17 protein-coding genes and 1 tRNA gene are annotated in these 16,880 nt (G+C 66.7%); 5 read left to right on the top strand and 13 right to left on the bottom strand.

Annotated features, from left to right (window positions below; translation table 11 throughout):
- Window positions 1–41 precede the first annotated feature (41 nt).
- From pknB to MLP_RS28730, 6 genes are all read right to left on the bottom strand, one after another.
- Window positions 42–1,811 carry a Stk1 family PASTA domain-containing Ser/Thr kinase gene (gene pknB, locus MLP_RS25470; RefSeq protein ID WP_013866112.1) on the bottom strand — a complete coding sequence of 590 codons (1,770 nt, stop codon included), beginning with the start codon at window positions 1,809–1,811 and terminating at the stop codon, window positions 42–44.
- A 106-nt stretch (window positions 1,812–1,917) separates the two neighbouring features.
- Window positions 1,918–3,357 carry a peptidoglycan D,D-transpeptidase FtsI family protein gene (locus tag MLP_RS25465; RefSeq protein WP_013866111.1) on the bottom strand — a complete coding sequence of 480 codons (1,440 nt, stop codon included), beginning with the start codon at window positions 3,355–3,357 and terminating at the stop codon, window positions 1,918–1,920.
- Between the two features lie 43 nt (window positions 3,358–3,400).
- Window positions 3,401–4,768: an FtsW/RodA/SpoVE family cell cycle protein gene (locus MLP_RS25460; protein ID WP_013866110.1), complete on the bottom strand. Its 1,368-nt coding sequence runs from the start codon at window positions 4,766–4,768 to the stop codon at window positions 3,401–3,403.
- A gap of 3 nt (window positions 4,769–4,771) precedes the next feature.
- On the bottom strand, window positions 4,772–6,412 hold the full coding sequence (locus MLP_RS29620) for a PP2C family protein-serine/threonine phosphatase (protein WP_013866109.1): 1,641 nt from the start codon (window positions 6,410–6,412) through the stop codon (window positions 4,772–4,774).
- A 4-nt stretch (window positions 6,413–6,416) separates the two neighbouring features.
- Window positions 6,417–6,899: an FHA domain-containing protein FhaB/FipA gene (locus tag MLP_RS25450; RefSeq protein WP_013866108.1), complete on the bottom strand. Its 483-nt coding sequence runs from the start codon at window positions 6,897–6,899 to the stop codon at window positions 6,417–6,419.
- A 12-nt stretch (window positions 6,900–6,911) separates the two neighbouring features.
- Window positions 6,912–7,808 carry an FhaA domain-containing protein gene (locus MLP_RS28730; RefSeq protein WP_013866107.1) on the bottom strand — a complete coding sequence of 299 codons (897 nt, stop codon included), beginning with the start codon at window positions 7,806–7,808 and terminating at the stop codon, window positions 6,912–6,914.
- 231 nt (window positions 7,809–8,039) lie between these two features.
- On the opposite strand from MLP_RS28730, the gene MLP_RS25440 reads away from it, so the two are divergent.
- The 4 genes from MLP_RS25440 (at window position 8,040) to MLP_RS26920 (ending at window position 9,979) form a co-directional block, all read left to right on the top strand.
- Window positions 8,040–8,122, top strand: a tRNA-Leu gene (locus tag MLP_RS25440).
- A gap of 123 nt (window positions 8,123–8,245) precedes the next feature.
- Window positions 8,246–8,494 (top strand): helix-turn-helix domain-containing protein, encoded by a 249-nt coding sequence (locus MLP_RS25435; protein WP_013866106.1) that lies wholly within the window; start codon window positions 8,246–8,248, stop codon window positions 8,492–8,494.
- Between the two features lie 157 nt (window positions 8,495–8,651).
- Window positions 8,652–8,897 (top strand): hypothetical protein, encoded by a 246-nt coding sequence (locus MLP_RS25430; RefSeq protein WP_013866105.1) that lies wholly within the window; start codon window positions 8,652–8,654, stop codon window positions 8,895–8,897.
- Between the two features lie 227 nt (window positions 8,898–9,124).
- Complete coding sequence (locus tag MLP_RS26920) at window positions 9,125–9,979, top strand: hypothetical protein (protein ID WP_013866104.1); 855 nt, start codon at window positions 9,125–9,127, stop codon at window positions 9,977–9,979.
- A gap of 208 nt (window positions 9,980–10,187) precedes the next feature.
- On the opposite strand, the gene MLP_RS25420 is transcribed toward MLP_RS26920, so the two are convergent.
- The 5 genes from MLP_RS25420 to MLP_RS25390 all read right to left on the bottom strand — a co-directional run bounded on the left by MLP_RS25420 (window position 10,188) and on the right by MLP_RS25390 (window position 14,226).
- Window positions 10,188–11,474, bottom strand: coding sequence for an XRE family transcriptional regulator (locus MLP_RS25420; protein WP_013866103.1), 1,287 nt, complete (start codon window positions 11,472–11,474; stop codon window positions 10,188–10,190).
- Window positions 11,467–12,183, bottom strand: coding sequence for a hypothetical protein (locus tag MLP_RS25415; protein WP_156821304.1), 717 nt, complete (start codon window positions 12,181–12,183; stop codon window positions 11,467–11,469). Before MLP_RS25415 ends, MLP_RS25420 begins: the two co-directional genes overlap by 8 nt.
- A gap of 511 nt (window positions 12,184–12,694) precedes the next feature.
- A complete protein-coding gene (locus tag MLP_RS25405; protein ID WP_156821303.1) occupies window positions 12,695–13,048 on the bottom strand; it encodes a hypothetical protein in 354 nt (117 codons plus the stop codon).
- 234 nt (window positions 13,049–13,282) lie between these two features.
- Window positions 13,283–13,852, bottom strand: a complete 570-nt coding sequence (locus tag MLP_RS25395; protein ID WP_013866099.1) for an ImmA/IrrE family metallo-endopeptidase — start codon at window positions 13,850–13,852, stop codon at window positions 13,283–13,285.
- Entirely contained in the window at window positions 13,849–14,226 is a 378-nt protein-coding gene (locus MLP_RS25390) for a helix-turn-helix domain-containing protein (protein WP_013866098.1), read from the bottom strand. The genes MLP_RS25395 and MLP_RS25390 overlap by 4 nt, the downstream gene beginning before the upstream one ends.
- Before the next feature lie 96 nt (window positions 14,227–14,322).
- Here MLP_RS25390 and MLP_RS28415 point away from each other — a divergent pair, with 96 nt between their 5' ends.
- Window positions 14,323–14,487 carry a hypothetical protein gene (locus MLP_RS28415; protein WP_013866097.1) on the top strand — a complete coding sequence of 55 codons (165 nt, stop codon included), beginning with the start codon at window positions 14,323–14,325 and terminating at the stop codon, window positions 14,485–14,487.
- Window positions 14,488–14,858: 371 nt separating this feature from the next.
- Here MLP_RS28415 and MLP_RS25380 read toward each other — a convergent pair whose 3' ends face one another.
- Window positions 14,859–15,443: a hypothetical protein gene (locus MLP_RS25380; RefSeq protein WP_013866095.1), complete on the bottom strand. Its 585-nt coding sequence runs from the start codon at window positions 15,441–15,443 to the stop codon at window positions 14,859–14,861.
- Between the two features lies 1 nt (window position 15,444).
- On the bottom strand, window positions 15,445–16,755 hold the full coding sequence (locus tag MLP_RS26915; protein ID WP_049804685.1) for an HD domain-containing protein: 1,311 nt from the start codon (window positions 16,753–16,755) through the stop codon (window positions 15,445–15,447).
- Window positions 16,756–16,880 lie beyond the last annotated feature (125 nt).

The following is a 16,880-nucleotide window of genomic DNA, read 5'->3' as shown; positions in this document are numbered from 1 at the left end:
GCTAACGTTCTATTAAAGCGGTATGAGATTTCGACCGGACATCAGCCCGGGGTGTCGCCCGGGGTCGGCGTGCTGGACGTCGGCGGCGGTGTCGGAGTCGGGGTTGGCGTCGGAGTAGGCTTCGGCGCCACGGCCACGGTCGCCGAGATCGTCTCCCCGCGGGTGAGCTGCGTATTGGCCTCCGGATCCTGGTCGACGACCAGGCCGGGCGGCTGCTGATCGGTCTCGATTTCGGTGAACCGGACCTTGAAGCCTGCCGCCTTGGCATCGGCGGTGGCACGTTCCTTGGTGACGCCGACCAGGTTCGGGACCGTCGACTGACCGGTGGCGTAGGTGACGGTCACCTTGGTCGACAGCGGCACCGTGGCACCCTCCTTCGGGCTCACCGAGAGCACCTGCCCGGCCCGCGCACTGGCGGGCTCCGAGTCCGCCGGCTGTGGGTTGACGTTGTCGAAGCCGGCGTCGTTGAGCTGGTCCTCGGCCCGGTCCTTGTCACTGCCGATGAGCCCGCTGGGAATGGTGCCAGTCTTCGGACCCTGGTTCACGGTGATGGTCACCGTGCTGCCGACCTCGGCCTGTGTGTCGGGACCGGGATCCTGGTTGGTCACCTGGCCCTGCGTATTGGCCGAGCCGTTCACCTCGCGGACCTCGGTCTTCAGCCCGACCTCGTTCAACCGGGCGGTGGCCTGTTCCTGGGTGTACGTCACCACGTTGGGCACGGCGACCATCAGCGGCTCCGGCGGCTTGCTCGCCCAGCGCCAGACGCCCCAGCCCACACCCGCCAGCAGCAGGACCCCGAGGACGACGAGCAGCGCGATCAGGCCACCGCGCTTCTTCGGCTCCTCATCCTCCTCATCGAGATCGGCTGCCGCGCTCGCTGTCTGCGGTGCCGGCACCGGCGTCACCACGCGGGTCGGGATCTCCGACTCCGCGATCGGCCGCGGCACCACAGCGGTGGCCTGCTGCCCGGTCAGCACCCGGGAGATGTCGTTCTTGAACTCCCGGGCGGACTGATAGCGGTCATCAGGATCCTTCGCCAGCGCCTTCAAGGTGATGGCATCGATGTCCGGGGTGATCTCCGGGTCGAGCTGGCTCGGTGGCACCGGCGTCTCGCGGACGTGCTGATAGGCCACCGCAACCGGTGAATCGCCCACGAACGGGGGACGGCTGACCAGCAGCTCGTACAGCAGACAGCCCGCGGAATAGATGTCGGAGCGGGCGTCCACGGTCTCGCCGCGGGCCTGCTCCGGCGACAGATACTGCGCGGTGCCGATCACGGCGGCCGTCTGGGTCATGGTCGCTGAGGTGTCGGCGACCGCGCGCGCGATGCCGAAGTCCATCACCTTGACCTGCCCGTTCGGCGTCAGCATCACGTTCGCGGGCTTGATGTCGCGGTGCACGATGCCGGCCTTGTGGCTGTACGACAATGCGTCCAGCACCCCGATGGTGATCTCCAGCGCCCGCTCGGGGAGCAGCTTGCGGCCCTCCCGGAGGATCTCGCGCAAGGTCTGGCCCTCGACCAGCTCCATCACGATGTACGGGATGGAGGTGCCGGTCTGCGGGTCGGTCTCCTCGCCGGTGTCGTAGACGGCGACGATCGTCGGATGATTCAGGCCTGCTGCGGACTGCGCCTCACGCCGGAACCGGGCCTGGAAGGTCGGATCGTTGGCCAGATCGGCACGCAGCTCCTTGACCGCCACCGGTCGCCCCAGCCGGAGATCGAGGGCACGATGGACCTCGGCCATCCCGCCTCGCCCGAGCAGCTCACCCAGCTCGTAGCGTCCTCCGACCAGCTTGGGCTGGGTCGTCATCCGGTGCGTCCTTTCTCTACCTGGGCGCGCCTCGACCTCGTACGCGTCCGGTCCGACCATCCCACGACTGCCTGTCGTCGCGCGAATGCCCCCGACTTGTCCCCGCTCACTGGAGGGCCGCCTGCATCGTCGCCCGCGCGATCGGCGCGGCCACCCGGCCCCCGGCGATGTCCTCCCGGGGGATGTCGGCGTCCTCCACGATCACCGCGACAGCCACCTTCGGGTCGTCGACCGGGGCGAACGAGGTGAACCAGGCGAACGGCTTGCGCTTCGGGTCCGACTGTGCCGTACCCGTCTTGCCGCCGACCGACACACCCGAGATCTGGGCCGCCGAGCCGGTGCCCTGGGCGACCACGATCCGCATCATCTCCTGCAACTCCTTGGCATTCGACGGCGACATCGCCTGACTGAGCTTGGCCGGCTTGGTCGTCGACATCGGCTTCAGGTCCGGTCCCTGCACCATGGACACGACATACGGATCCATCACTGCGCCGTCGTTGGCGATGCCGGCGGTGACCATGGCCATCTGCAGCGGGCTGGCCGCGACGTCGAACTGACCGATCGAGGCCAGCGCCAGCTGTGCGGCGTCCATGTCGTCGGGGAACTGGCTCGCCACCCCGTTGAGGTCATTGAGATGGCGGGCGTTGAAGCCGAACTTCTGTGCCTGGTCGCGAAGCTTGTCCTGACCCACCTTGAGGCCGACATTGGCGAAGGCGGTGTTGCACGACACCCGGAGCGCGTTGGTGAGCGTGGTCTGCGAGCCGCCGCAGTTGGTCGAGTTCGGCAGATAGGTCTGGGTGTTCGGCAGCTTCAGCCGGTCCGGCGAGGCGATCTTGCTCTCCGGCGTCATGCCGTCCTCCAGCGCGGCTGCTGCGGTCACCAGCTTGAAGGTCGAACCAGGGGGGTAGATCTCCCGGGCCGCCCGGTTGGACAGCGGACTGGTCTTGTCCTTGGCGAGCCGGGTCCAGGACTTGTTGGCCGCCTCGATGTCGTGACTGGCGATCTCGTTCGGGTTGTAGCTCGGACTGGTGACCATCGCCAGCACTGCTCCGGTCTTGGGATCCAGGGCGACGACCGCGCCCTTCTGGTTGCCCAGCGCCTGGGTGGCGGCCTGCTGCACCCGCGGCACGATGGTGGTCTGGACACTGGCGCCCTTGGTGGCCGTGTTGGTCGCCAGGTCGACCAGGCGCCGTACGAACAGGGAGTCGTCGGTGCCGGCCAGCTCGGTGTTGTAGGAGTTCTCCAGGCCGGTCCGGGCATGGTCGTAGGAGTAGTAGCCGGTGACCACCGCGTACAGCTCGTCGTCGGGATAGACCCGCTGGAATCGGAACCGGTCGTTGGACTCCTGGGTCTCGGCCATCGGCACCTTGCCGGTGGCCAGGATCGCGCCCCGGTCCTGGGCGAACTCCGCGTCGCGGGTACGCCGGTTCTGCGCGTTCGCGTCCAGGGAGGCCTGACGGAACAGCACCGAGTAGGTGACGTTGCCCAGCAGCAGCGCGAACATGATCAAGGCGAAGAAGGCCACCCGGCGGATCGGCTTGTTCATGGGGTGTCCAACCTCGGGCAGTCCTGGCTCAGGCGGTCCCGGCTCATACGGGCCTCGCGATCAGCTGGGTCGTCTCGTCGGAGGGGTCGATGTCCAGTGCGGTCGCGATCGGTTTGCGGGCGTGGTGGGAGATCACCATCAACAGCCCGATGATGATCCAGTTGCTGATCAGCGAGGAGCCGCCTTGGGAGAGGAACGGGGTGGTCAGGCCGGTCAGCGGCAGCAGCCGGGTGACGCCACCGATGATCGTGAAGACCTGCAGCGCGAGCCCGAACGCCAGACCGGCGGCCAGCAACTTGCCGAACGGATCCCGGCACTGCAGCGCGGTGCGCAGGCCCCGGAAGACGATCAGCGCGTAGATCACGATGATGGCCATCAGCCCGGTCGCGCCGAGCTCCTCGCCGAAGGCGGCCGCGATGAAGTCGGACCGGGCCAGCGGGGTCAGTCCAGGCCGGCCCTCACCGAGCCCACGGCCCAGCAGACCGCCCCAGGCCATGCCGAATTGCGCGTTCACCACCTGGTAGTAACGCTCGTAGTCGCCGAAAGGATCCAGCCAGGCGCCGACCCGGATCTTCACGTGGTCGAACATCAAGAAGGCGACGTACGCGCCGGCGACGAACAGCGAGCCGCCCAGCACCACCCAGCCGCCGCGCTCGGTGGCGACGTACAGCATCATCACGAACATGCCGAAGAACAGCAGCGAGGTGCCCAGGTCGCGCTGCGAGATGAGGATCAGCAGGCTGATCGCCCAGACGCACAGGATCGGTCCGAGATCGCGAGCGCGCGGCAGGTCCAGACCGAGCACCCGCCAGCCGGCCAGCGCAAGCACGTCACGCTTCTCCACCAGATAGGAGGCGAAGGCGATGGCCAGGAGCACCTTGGCGGCCTCGGCGGGCTGGAAGCTGTACGGGCCCACCTGGATCCAGATCTGCGCACCGAACTTCTCCGTGCCCAGCCCGGGCACCAGCGGCAGCAGCAACAGCACCAGGCCCGCCAGGCCGAGGGTGTAGGTGTAGCCCTGCAGCGGCCGGTGATCGCGGATCACGACCGCGACTCCGATGAACATGATCACCCCGAGCACGGTCCAGATCAGCTGTGTCCGGGCACCGTCCAACGGGGGGTTGTTGATCAGGTCGATCCGATGGATCATCGCGATGCCGAGGCCGTTGAGCAGCACCACGCAGGGCAGCAGCACCGGATCGGCGTACGGGAGCCGCCAACGTACGGCGGCATGAGCGGCGATCACCGCCACCACTGATCCGATGGCCAGCACCGGGAAGCGACTGGAGAGCTCGCCGCTGACATTCAGATCGACCTGTGCGTAGGCACCCAGCACCAGCACGAGCGCGAACAGCAGCAGGAACAGCTCTGCCCCGCGCCGCTTCTTGGGGACGACCACCAGGTTGCTCATGGCTCAGCAGTCCTGTGGGGTGGCCGGGGTGGACGTCGTCTCCGACGGAGTCGGGCTGGTCGGACTCGCCGATGGGACCCTCGGGCCGATCACCGTGGGGCTGGGCGAGGTGGAACCGGTCGAGCCGTTCGGGGTTGGGATCGGCTTCGGGCTGCCGGTTGGGCCGGGTGTCGGGCTGAGCGGTGGCCGGGCGCAGCGCGCGGCCTCTCGCTTGAGCTGCTCGACGGTGGCGCGCGCGGCGTCGAGGTCGGCGACCTCGATGCCGGAGATCACCTGTGCTTGGTAGTACGGGGGCAGGCTGGCGACCGGCAGGTCCTGCACCTCGTACACCTGGGAGAGCGAGAGTCCGGGGATGCCGTCCGGTAGCCCCTGGAAGATGGCGACCTGGGTGTTGTCGGCACCGACGAAGTACTGCGTACGAGTCCAGGCATAGCCGGCACCCAGTCCGGCCGCGGTGACCAGCAGCACCGCCAGGCCGATCAGCAGCGTACGTAAACCACGTCGCTTGGCCGGGGCGCGCGGGGCATAGCGGGACTCGTCGTCGGTCTGGGGGTCGACCGCGGTGCGGGCGGCCGTGGCCGGGCCGGCGCTGCGGCGGCCTGGGTCGAGGTCGTCGTCCTGCCCCGCGCCGGGGACGCCGAGGGCGCCTTCCTCGAAGTGGGTACGCCGGGGAGCTGCCGGGATCTCGCGCTCGGCGGCGGCGCCGAGGATCAGGGCAGTCTCGGTCGCGCCATTCTCGGTTGCGCCGTTTTCGACCGGGGCCGGTCCCGCGACGGCCTCGGCGAGGACGACGGTGATGTTGTCGATCCCACCGCCGGCCAGTGCGGCCTCGACCAGCTCGGTCACCGCCTGGTCGAGGTCCGGGACGGCCATCAACGCGGCGATCTCGTGGTCGTCGACCATGCCCGATAGGCCGTCGCTGCAGAACAGCACCCGGTCTCCGGCCTGCAGCGGGACCGAGGTCAGATCGGGGTCGTTGGCCGGCTGACCGTTGAGCACCTTGAGCAGCAGGGAGCGGTGCGGATGGTACGCCGCCTCTTCGGGGGTGATCTTGCCGTCGTCGACCAGCGACTGCACCCAGCTGTGGTCGTGGGACAGCTGTTCCAGCAGTCCGTCGCGCAGCAGGTAGGCCCGACTGTCCCCGATGTGAGCCAGCGCCAGTTGGTTGCCGTCGAAGATGGCGCCGGTGACGGTGGTGCCCATCCCCTCCAGGGTGTAGTCGGCGGCCACCTGGTCGGCGATCCGCTCGTTGGCCTCGCCGATGGCGGTTTCGAGCCGTCCCAGCAGTGGGTTGCGCCCGACCGCGCCCTGCACCAGGGTCGCCGGCTGCTCAGCGGTCTGTTCGCCGAGCGGCACGATGATCGTCTGCTCGACTTCCTGGCTGGTCTCGATCTCGACCGGTTCTGCAGGCACAGTCGCAGCGGCCGGCTCGTCGGGAGCCGGCTGTTCCGGCGCCAGCAGCTCCGGCGTGTCCAGATCCTTGATCACGCCGATGGCGACCGCTGATGCCAGATCCCCGGCGGCGGCACCGCCCATGCCGTCGGCGACCACGAGCAGCTGCGGACTCGCGTACCCGGAGTCCTGGTTGTTCTTGCGGACCAGGCCGACCACGGACTGGGCCACCACGCGGAGGTGCAGGGTCACCTGCTCATACCTCCAGCTTCAGGACTGTCTTGCCGATTCGGATGGAGTCCACCAGGGAAACGCTGGTGGGAGCGGTGATCCGCTGGCCGTTGACATAGGTGCCGTTGGTCGAGCCGAGGTCCTCGACATACGGGCCGGCATCGGCGGCGACCAACCGAGCGTGTCGGGTGGAGACGTAGTCGTCATCGAGGATCAGTTGGCAGTCCGCGCCGCGGCCGATCAGCACGACACCGTCGCTCAGACTCGCGGAGAGCCCGGTCTGCGGACCTTGCACGATGGTCAGTTTGTGGGGTTCGCCCTTCTTGCCCCGCCGCGACTTCTTGGCGCGCGCGGGCTCCTCCAGCGGCTGCGGCTCGTCGGCCGGACCGGGCTGGGGGACCGTGTGGCCGAACAGGTCGCTACGAATGACCGACACGACGGAGAGGATGAACAGCCACAGCAGTGCCAGGTACAAGACCTTGATGGCGGTGACGGCGAGCTCGGACATGGGCCGCCTCCCTCAGCGCCCCGCGGGCGCGTGCACCAGCATCCGGGTGGAGCCGATCTCGATCCGGGTGCCTTCGACTAAAGGGGCGCGCTGCACCTTCTGACCGTTGACCGTGATGCCGTTGGTGGAGCCCAGGTCGACGATCTCGGCTGAGTGGGTGCTGGGATGGACCGTCACCTCGGCATGCAGCCGGGAGATGCCGGGGTCGTTGATGCGCACATCCGCGTCCGTGCCGCGGCCGATCACGAAACCGGGCGGGGTGAGCGGGTGCCGCATGCCGTTGACCTCGAGCACCAGCTGCTGCTGAGACTGGCCATAGCCGTACGGGCTGTCCGACGCGCTTTCCGCTGATCTGCCGGAGTGGGCCGACCCGGCGGAGAAGGCCGACGGTCCCGACTGTGCGGACGGGGCTGAGGCGGCTGAGCCTGCGGATGGAGCAGACCAGGGCGACGGGGCTGCGCTGCCTACCGGGCCGGCATGACTGCCGGCGCTCGGGGAGGTCCCGAGCCGAGACGAGCTCACCCGCCCTGCGGTCGTACCCGCGACCGCCTCCGACTCGACGGTGAAGCGGCCGGTCGGCAGGGAGGACTGCTCCTCGAAGTGGATCCGGATGGGTCCGTTGAACACGTACCCCATCTCCCGCGCGTGGGACTTCAGTTCGCCGGCGAGCTCGGCGATCAGGGTCTTCGAGTACGGCGTGAGTTTGGCGTAGTCGTGCTCGGACAGCCCGATGCGGAACTCGTTGGGCACCAGCCGCTTGTCGCGCGACATGAGCTTGGCCTCGGCGTCCAGCTCCTTTTGCAGCCGGGCGGCGATCTCGACCGGCTGGACGTCACCCTTGAAGGCGCGGGCGAAGACGCCGTTGACGGCACTCTCGACCTTCTTCTCGAACTTGCCGAAGATGCTCACGTCGTCCTCCTCCCTAGTCCGGCACGGTGGATCAGCCTAGATCGTATCCACCAGAATCGGGGGAACCCTGTCCATGCCAGCCGAGCGGGGCACGGTTCGATCACAACACTGTGGTCGTCCTTGGCCAGGGACAGGGGCTGAGGTCTCTGCCTGATAACGAATGACGATTCGATCCTCCTCGCCACGGCGTGCTAGCCTTTCCCGGCGGTTGTCCCAGGTGGGGTGACTGACGCGCGAGTGGCGGAACGGCAGACGCGCTGGCTTCAGGTGCCAGTGTCCGCAAGGACGTGGGGGTTCAAATCCCCCCTCGCGCACAGCAGAGCGGTTCGGGGAACTGGACCGCGTTTCTTCACAAACTCCAATGGCGGCCTGACCAGGGGTTTTGTCAGTTCTGGGCCGTACGTTGGAGTGGTGGTGACTGGAAAGCACGTGGCGACATGACACGTGAGTCCCCCCTCGATTCCGGCGTCAGTGCGGCCGGTGTTGATGATCTTGTCCGGCTGGGTCAGCGGATCGCCGCAGTCCGGAAGCAGCGCGGCTGGACCCAAAGCGACCTGAGTGAAGCTGCCGGCATCAGCCGGGTCACAGTGTCGAAGATCGAGCGCGGTACCACCGACGTCGGCTACGTACGGCTCGTCCGGTTAGCGCGGGCGCTTGAGGTCTCAACGTCGGTGTTCGTGGACTGATCCCCGCGACGGCGTGGACAGCCGACCGAGTTGTGGCCGGGCGCCAGCCGGACCCTCGAATGGGCCGCGAGGCGCGGCTCATCGCACCGTTGTCACGCCGGCCATCGCGCTGCCGATACTCCAGATGGAGACACATTCACTGCGAGAAAGGCCGCTCATGCTCAAGGTATACGACGTCAACTGGCGCCTCATCTGGTCGAGCGACGAGTCGAGTAATCCCGAGTTCGGTGTCGATTGGCTCAAGGGTCAAGGTGTGGCGGTCGCGGAGCTGGTGCCCTGGCCTACTTCCCAGGTGCCAGGGGGCCGCGACAACTTTCCATCGAACGGCGTCCTCCACAGCTATCGCGTCTCCGTCTACGACCGCGGCGGGTACTTCATCGTTGTGGGTAACGAGATGACGTAGCAACTCACCGAACCCTGAGCAACCAGAGCTGCGACCCGAGCCGCTGCCCCGGGCTATACCCGATCCCTGCCCCGACGAGACCAGCCACGTCGACCGCTGCCCGGTTCACCACCCCTTACTCCGCCAGCCTCGGTGGGCCGCTGGACGGTGTGTGACGCTAGTAACACAGCCGCCGCTTCGCCGAACTCCCACCTACGCTGGAGTGCCGCGACCTGAAGGTAGGCCCGATGCGCCAGCTGCTGCGACGAGTCACACTGATGCCGGCCGCTTTGCTGGTCGCCACGGTCGGGCTGCTCACGGCCCAGACTGCCCCGGCACACGCCAACGCCTGCGGGCCCACCTCTTTAGTCGACGGAATCGCCGTCGAACGCTGGCCTGATCGCGCCCGGATGAAGATCGTCGTCTCACCGTCCGTGGACGGCCGGGTGGCACCGTGGGGCACAAACGAGGTGTGGCGCGCAATCCAGGCCTGCGTTCCCGGGCTGACCGGGGAGGTCGCCGATTCCATTTACTGGCAGCTCGATTGCCACGTCTTGGGCGCCAGCATCGGCAGCGGCAGCGACGGCGTGTCCAAGGGGGCCATTAATGGCCCGGAGTTCGCGACCGGCCAGAGCTGGGACCTGGAGACGTGGCAGCCGGTGATGGGCCGCGACCTGGTCCGCTACCAGCGCACCGCTTGCGAGAGCGCGGACGACAAAGAACTTCCCGCTGGTCAGTGGCAGGTGTACTTCGGAGTCGATCCGATCGACAAGTCCGATCAGGACCTAGCCCGACTCCGGGAGGAGGCCGAGCAACGACGGGCAGCCAAAGCGGCCACGGCGGCAACTGACGCGTCGACCGGCGTCGTCTCCCGGACCGGCGGCGAGGGACTGTTTGCCCATACCGACCAGTGGCTCCTCGACAAGGCCACTCTGCTCGAAGAGGGAACGAGCGTCACCCTGCTGTGCCAGACCACCGGGCCCAACGTCGTCGACTACGCCTCCAGTGACCTGTGGGACAAAGTCCGACTCGCCGACGGCCGTGAACTGGTCGTCAGCGACCTGTTCATCGATCACCACGGAAACTTCGTACCGCCCTGCTAGTCGGACGCCGACGGCCTTCGCATCACCCTTGGGCACGGCCCCGCTGACCCAATGACGACCGACCCCCTCCGGGAACCTCAGACTGGACGCACACCCTTGGGCTCGGGCCGAGCCCGCCGTCCGTCAACAGACCCACCCTTTCCGCAGCCACGGCTCACGCCGGTTCGGCGCCGTTTTTCCTCAGTGCGGGCTGTCTTGGCGTGTCCGGTTATTGGGTGAGAAGGAGCTTGGGCCGCGGATCCCCCTGGCCGAGAAGCTCGTCGATGCGGCGTGCAGGCCATCGCAGTTGCTGGGCCAGCGCGACGCGGCTGTGGCCCAACGATCCGGCCACCCGCACCGCCTCGATGAGCATCTGAGGACGCTCGCCGGCGTAAGCGTGCACGGGGTCGGGCCGTCGAAGCTCTTTGGTGCTGGCCAACTTGATGTAGGCGCGGCGCATCGTCGCGTCGGAGACGACTCGCAACTCCGACATCCGACGCACCAGCGAGGCCACCTCCACACCCCAGTCACGCGACAACCGGTCGAGTGCGGCAAGGTCCATCCGTTCGGGTAGCAGGGATCGCATCTCCGCCGCGGGCGTCAGCAACTCGGCGGCGAACGCGTCGGCCTCCTTCTCCCGGGTGTGCACAAGCGTGGTCTCCGTGGACTGGTCCGGGTCGTCATCGGAATGCAGCAGCAGGTGCGCAAGCTCATGCGCGCTAGAGAACCGGTGATCGAAGACGTTCTGGGATCGGCGTTGGGTGGTGACGACGATCGGCCGGCCTGCGACGACCGCCGAGAAGGCGTCGACCCGTTCGATGTAGTCGAGGTCAGCATGGACCACGACCACACCGTTCACTTCGGCTGTAGCGACGAAGTGCCGGAATGGCCCATGCTGCTGCCCCCAGTGCACGCGCACCATCCGCGCGGCCTCCCGCGGCGAAGTGCCCGCCGGCACGACCGGCAGGTTCGGCTCGGGCAGGTGCACGTAGTGCTCCAGGGCGCAGGTCAGCTCCCACACCTGCTCGACGGTGGCGAGCGACCGCGCCCGGTCCGAGGCACGCATGGAGCGCAGGGAGCGGAAGTGGGCGTCGGCGGTATCGAGCCGCTTGTGCGGCCGCCCGGCGGCGAAGAAGGCCGCATCGACGTGCAATGACCGTGCTAGGTCGGCGACGTTTTCAGGCCGCGGTGTTGCGACGTTGGATTCCCACTGGCCGACCGCCTGGGCACTGACCCCGACCCGGTCGGCGAGATCGCGCTTCGTCAGGCCGGCGAGCACGCGTGCCTGGGTGAGCCTGGCCGGTAGGAACGCCGAGGATAAGGCGCCGAGCGCGACCCCCGCACGCTTCTGATCGAGCGAGCCACTCCCGGCTTCTCTGGCGGTGTCCGACTGGACGGACTGGTCGGTGAAGAGCGTGAGCTGCGGCCTGTCCGCGCCCAGCCCGCTCTGTCCCGGCTTGTCCTGACCCGGTCCTGTCCCGTTTCGTCTACCCCCGAGTCGGTTCCGGTCAGCCATCGGAGGTGGGCTGCTCGGGGCGGACCCTCGGGCTGACCGGCGGCCGGGGCGGCTGGCCCGAGTCGAAGGACGAGCCTCCGATGTCGGCCGGGCCCGACCCGGACGTGCCGTCCCAGAGCAGCTCCGGCTCCCAGACGAGCATGCCGTCGGCGTTCAGCGAGGCCGGACCCCACTCGATGCTGTCGACCTGATGCGAGCTGGACGTCATGGCGACGATGACCACGTGCAGGTGTTCCCCTGCCGCGAGCAGCTCGGCCAGCGGGTCGGTCATCTCAGGGTCGGCGGGATGGTCACGGACCAGGTCGTCGCCCTCCACTGTGAATAGCGGCAGCTCATCTGACTCGCGTCGGACGCGCCACAAGCCGTCGCGGCTAACCGATCCGCCGAACTGGACGTTCTCTGGCCTCGCGCCGCCCGGCGGCCGCCACGGGAAGTACAAGGTGCCATCGATCACCGGGACCTGGTAGCCGGCGTGGCCGACTTTGCGCACGTCCACGTCGTCGCGCCGCATCAGCAGACCGCCGCGGAGACGGTCCGGCAGGTCAGCGAAGATCTGACCGTACACACGCTGGTGCCGGCTGCCGGAGCGGTTCTGGCTGTCGGCGTACGCCGCGTGGATCTCCAGCATTACCTCGACGATCTGCTGGCCGAGGTCGCCCTCTTCGACTGGCTCCTCCGACTCTACGACAACAGCGGTAGTAGTCGTCATCACGTTCCTTTCGTTGATGGCGTCGAATCTATCTCATCGCTTTATATTTGCGCACGCAACGCGCAGTGCCGAGTCGGGATCGGGATCGACGACCCTATGTGGGCCGCGGAGACCGAGCAGCTCGCCGACTGGCTACTCCGGGTATTGCATCGAGCCGGGCAACGGCTTACACAGCATTGAACCCAGCCGGCCCCGGACGTCCTCACGGTGAGGCTTGTGGTTCGACCGCGTGGGGTTGTTAGTGACGCCGCTTGCTCATCATCGAGGGCGAGGCCGCCCCGGTTGCCGGGGTGCGGGTGTGCCGTGTGGCGGGTTGTCGCGTCGCTCGGGGACCGTCGGGGAAGGCCTCGTCGGAGGCGCCGGCTCCGGCCTTGGTTGCTGCGCGGGTGCACCGCCCCCGGTAACAGCCCGGGTCGGGCTGGGACGATCAGGCGGCTGGGGGAGGCTCGGTGCGATCGGCCGCCGAGGTTTCGGATCCGCCGGCGCCTTGGCCTGTTCCTTCATACGAGTCCTATCTCATCCACAATGCGAGCACCCAGAACACGACCTCGGCCGCGATGGCGACGAGAGCAATCCGTAGACACCACCACAAGCAGTCCAGCTTCTTCGAGTTGGAGTCGGTATCTACCTGCATATACCAGGCCAGGCTCCGTCTCATCTCGTCGATTGGGGCCGGCGGGTCGGCTTCGACGTAGTCGCCGAGCAGGCGTCGAACGTCGATTCCCCAGCGCCACTGATACGGCCAGACGATGGAGATGGCGGCGACGAGGACGACGAACAGGCACGCGAAGGCCAGCAGCACCCAGTGGGTCGACGGTGGCCGATCCTGGTCGGACAGCGCAGCCGCTCCGAAGAACGAACTCACCAAGGACGCAGCTGCGACAAGAGTGCCAGCACGGGCTCGGAGGTTGTCGAGCGCGGCCTGCTGCTGCGTCAGCCCGCGATGCGCTTGGGCAAGAACAAGTTCGAGCCTCGGATCGGCTGTGTCGTCGGCTGAAGGCTCACGCGCTCGCGTACGTCTGTGTCGACGGGTGGACGTGCCGCGCAGCCGCCGGCGACGTGGCTGCGCGGAAGGTGCGTGATTGCGATCTGGCACAGGTCATCCAGCCGATGATCGACGCTTGCGGCGGGCACGGTCAGCGATCAGCGCGCCGCCCGACACGCTCATCCGCCACTGCGCCATCTGGACGCTCACGCCGTACTGCTGGGCCAGATCCACAGTTGGCACGCCCCGCATAGCGCTGCGTTGGGCGATCTGCGGTGGGATCAGCAGCGCCCCAGCTAGCTCAGCGGCTTCGTTCTCCTGCGTCTTGCCCCAGCCGGAGCAGCGGCCGTCGGGAGTCGTCCAGGAGAGCGTCACCACATGCTCAGCTACTACATGGGCGGCCTCGTGAGCGAGGTCTGACCGAATGCGCGGGTCTTCGTGGGAGTCGTTGTAGACGACGACTTGACCGGTGCCGTTCGGAAGCAGTGCGGCGGACCATCTCGCCGACCCGGCGCCGAGGAAGCGACCGACCGCCTCATCCTCGGTCTGGAGAGCGCTGAGCTTCACGATCGGTACGCCGTACTGCTCACTCCACGCTTCCGGGTCGAACGGTTGAGTGGCCACGAGGCCGATCTCCGCGCGCACATCGGCGGCGAGACGGTGCAGCGCGGCCTTCGAGGTCATGGCCGGTCCTTCGGCCTGACTTCGCGGATGTGCCGGATCGTGGCTGTGAAGACGGACTCCAGGTACTGCTTGTCGGCGTCGTCGAGATCGTGGCGGCCACGGAGCAGTGCAGTGATCGCGGTCTGCAGCTCGGTTTCCGTTTCCGTCTTGGTCGGCTCGCCGAGGAACTCGTCCATCGTCATGCCCAACCAGGCGGTGATCTTGGCGAACGCAGGCAGATCCGGCTGTTGCCCGTTCTTCAATCGCGACAGCAGTGACGGGCTGACGCCGATCTTGGCGGCCGCCTGACGCCAGGAGCCGCCAGTGCTGTCGATCCGTTGCTCCAGGACTTTGACCAGTCTGGAGACGTCGACGGTCGGGGCGGGGGAGTTCACAACCACAGTGTATCGGAACTGCGACACTGTTGCGGAGGCGAGCCACCGCTGTTACTGTATCGGCACAATGTTGCACTGAAGAAACTAGGAGTAGTCATGGCCAAGAACACTGGCAAGGGGCATCGGATCGGGGCCGTCAAGAACCGGTCTCAGACGTTCAACCCGTCAACAAGACTGTTCACCAAACGGGGCGGTGACGGTCGGTTCGCAGACACCAAGACCTCCGGCGGCCCGTTCAAGGGGGTCCGCAAGGAGAAATAGAACGGGCGCGCAGTCGAGACGTGTCTAGAACCGGAGGGCTGCCGACAGGCCAGCGAACGCTTCGTCCAAGAGCGTGCGTAGGCAGTCGTCGGCAGCCTGAGGTGAGGCCGACTGGCAGGCACGAAGCTGGGTAAGCGTCCATCGATAGGTCCGCCAAGACACCTTCGCTGACGCTTGCACACCGCGTCCGGAGCAGACCTCGCCCAGGTGCAGCCGCACCGGTAGGCCGGAGATGGCGGATCCGGGAATCTCCAGCTCCCACGCATCGTCCCCGACCGGGAACCGGATGACCCAGTGGTCACCGCCTACCTCATACGCGCAGGTACCGTTCGATACCTGCTGCACAGGACACGTAAGGGCGGAAGCGAGTGTCATCGCTGAACCTCGACGAGGTTGAGACTGTTGAGGACGTTGGCGGCGTCCGCAACACGATCAGCCCGTAGCGTCCAGCCGTAGTCTTTTGCGAGGTCTGCGACGGTGTCGGGGGTGACTGGGCTCCCTTGCTCCCGGGCGATGTAGTAGGTCTTCGCGGCAGCCGCCAGGGTGGTCTGATCGAGTGAGCCGATGACTGCAACCAACTGCTTCACAAGCTCATCCACGACACCGACCTCAGTTGGGTACTTGCCCTTGAGCTGTTGAACTCGTTGTTTCCCGTCGCTGGAGACCTTGTACTGGTACCTGGTGATCGGGAAGCCTCGATTGTTTACTCCGATGGTGCTGCTGTCTTCCTCGACGAGCGTAGCCATCACGAGTGCTTCGGTGTCCTGTTCGACAGCCGCAGAGTACGGGCCGTAGTAGTAGGCGGAGTGGCCCAGGTCGACGCCCAGCGCGATGGCTGCGAAGAAGGTGGTCTTCTGCAGGGAGGTTCGCCCGAAGTCCGGTCGGCCCGAGGCGGCGTCGATCACGGCGAGCACCAGGTCGCGGGCTTGCATGGTCGTAGGGGTGTCGTCGCTCATCTCAAATCACCTGCCCTGCCAGACCGATCTTCGCGATCTCCTGTCGTGCGCTTTGCATGACAGTATCCGAGGAGACACTGACATTTGGCTGCGACGTGCTGCTGGAGCCAACGTAGACCGCAACGTGACGTCTGGACCGGATCGACTCGTCCCTGAACACCTCCGAGACCTCAGTGAACTTGTCGTTCACCCGGGTGCCATCATGGCCGGTGATGGGTATCTCCTTGTCGGTGACTCGGGAATCGTCTTTCGATGACAGCGGGTTCTGCAGGTCCTCCCAATGCAATGCCACCCACAAGGGATCCACGCCAGCAGCCTCCGCCACGGCTGCCTCAACATCCTTCTGCATCGCATCCAGGACGCTTGCAGTCGGCTGCATAGCGAACCCAGCCGCCACGCGGTCCACCTGCCCCAATAAGTCGTCGAGCGCTACGACACCCACCCGCTTGAACAGCCTCCGTTCACGGAGCGCGCGCATCAGGTCACCACCTCCACCGTCAGAATCGCACAGAGTATCGATTACTCGTCGATCGTCCCATAGTAGGTACTCTTCGACGAAATCCCCATCGATCGGTTCCGGTTCGAACACCGAACGCGGCAGCACCCCGTCTTGGACGCCCAGCAGCATTGCCCGCATCAGCATCTGGTCGGTTGCGAGCCGAGTCTTGTGGCCATAGACCTGTCGGTGCATGTGGTAGCGAGCGAGGAGCATCTCCTCCAGGGCGAATACGCCATCTGGGTGGTATGCGAGGTAGTCACCGTCGGTTCGGGTCACCAACCTCGCAGACTCGACCAGTTTGTCCAGGTCGTAGCGGCCGTAGTTCACGCCGCAGAAGTGGCTGTCACGGAGGAGGTAGTCCAGCTTGTCGATGTCGGCCGGGCCGGCAACGATGTCACGGTCGACCGATCTCCTACTTCCGTGGCCTTCGCCCGCCAGCAGATCGGCGGCCCAGTCGCACAACTCGGCGCCAAGACCGCCCCGCACCTGTTCGTCGTGCCGCAAGATCGCGGCGGAGATCGACTCATGAACGTGCTCCTTGCCGGTTAGCTTCTCGAACACGAACTCGCTGACGTGGCTGAACGGCCCATGCCCGATGTCGTGTGCTAAAGCTGCGGCTCGGATGCGGCGCACACGGTCTGCGTGCATCTTGTCGGGACTGAGGATCGCCAACCGCGCGGCCAGACGACCTGCAACATGGCAGGCACCGACGCAGTGCTCGAACCGTGAGTGCCGTGCTCCCGGGTAGACCAGATGCGTCATTGCGAGCTGCTGAACGCCACGCAGCCGCTGAAACGGCCGACTGTCGACCACCTTCCACTCATCCGGGCTAAGAGAGATCAACCCATGGACGGGATCACGAACTTCGCAACTGGTCAAATTCTGTTCACTTCCGTTCGATTTGCCCACGCATGTTACAGAAGCATCAGGACGGCGCG

The organism is Microlunatus phosphovorus NM-1 (genome assembly GCF_000270245.1).
GTDB classification, from domain to species: domain Bacteria; phylum Actinomycetota; class Actinomycetes; order Propionibacteriales; family Propionibacteriaceae; genus Microlunatus; species Microlunatus phosphovorus.
Note: the sequence above shows the minus strand (reverse complement) of the source record. Positions and strands in the feature narration are given on the sequence as shown.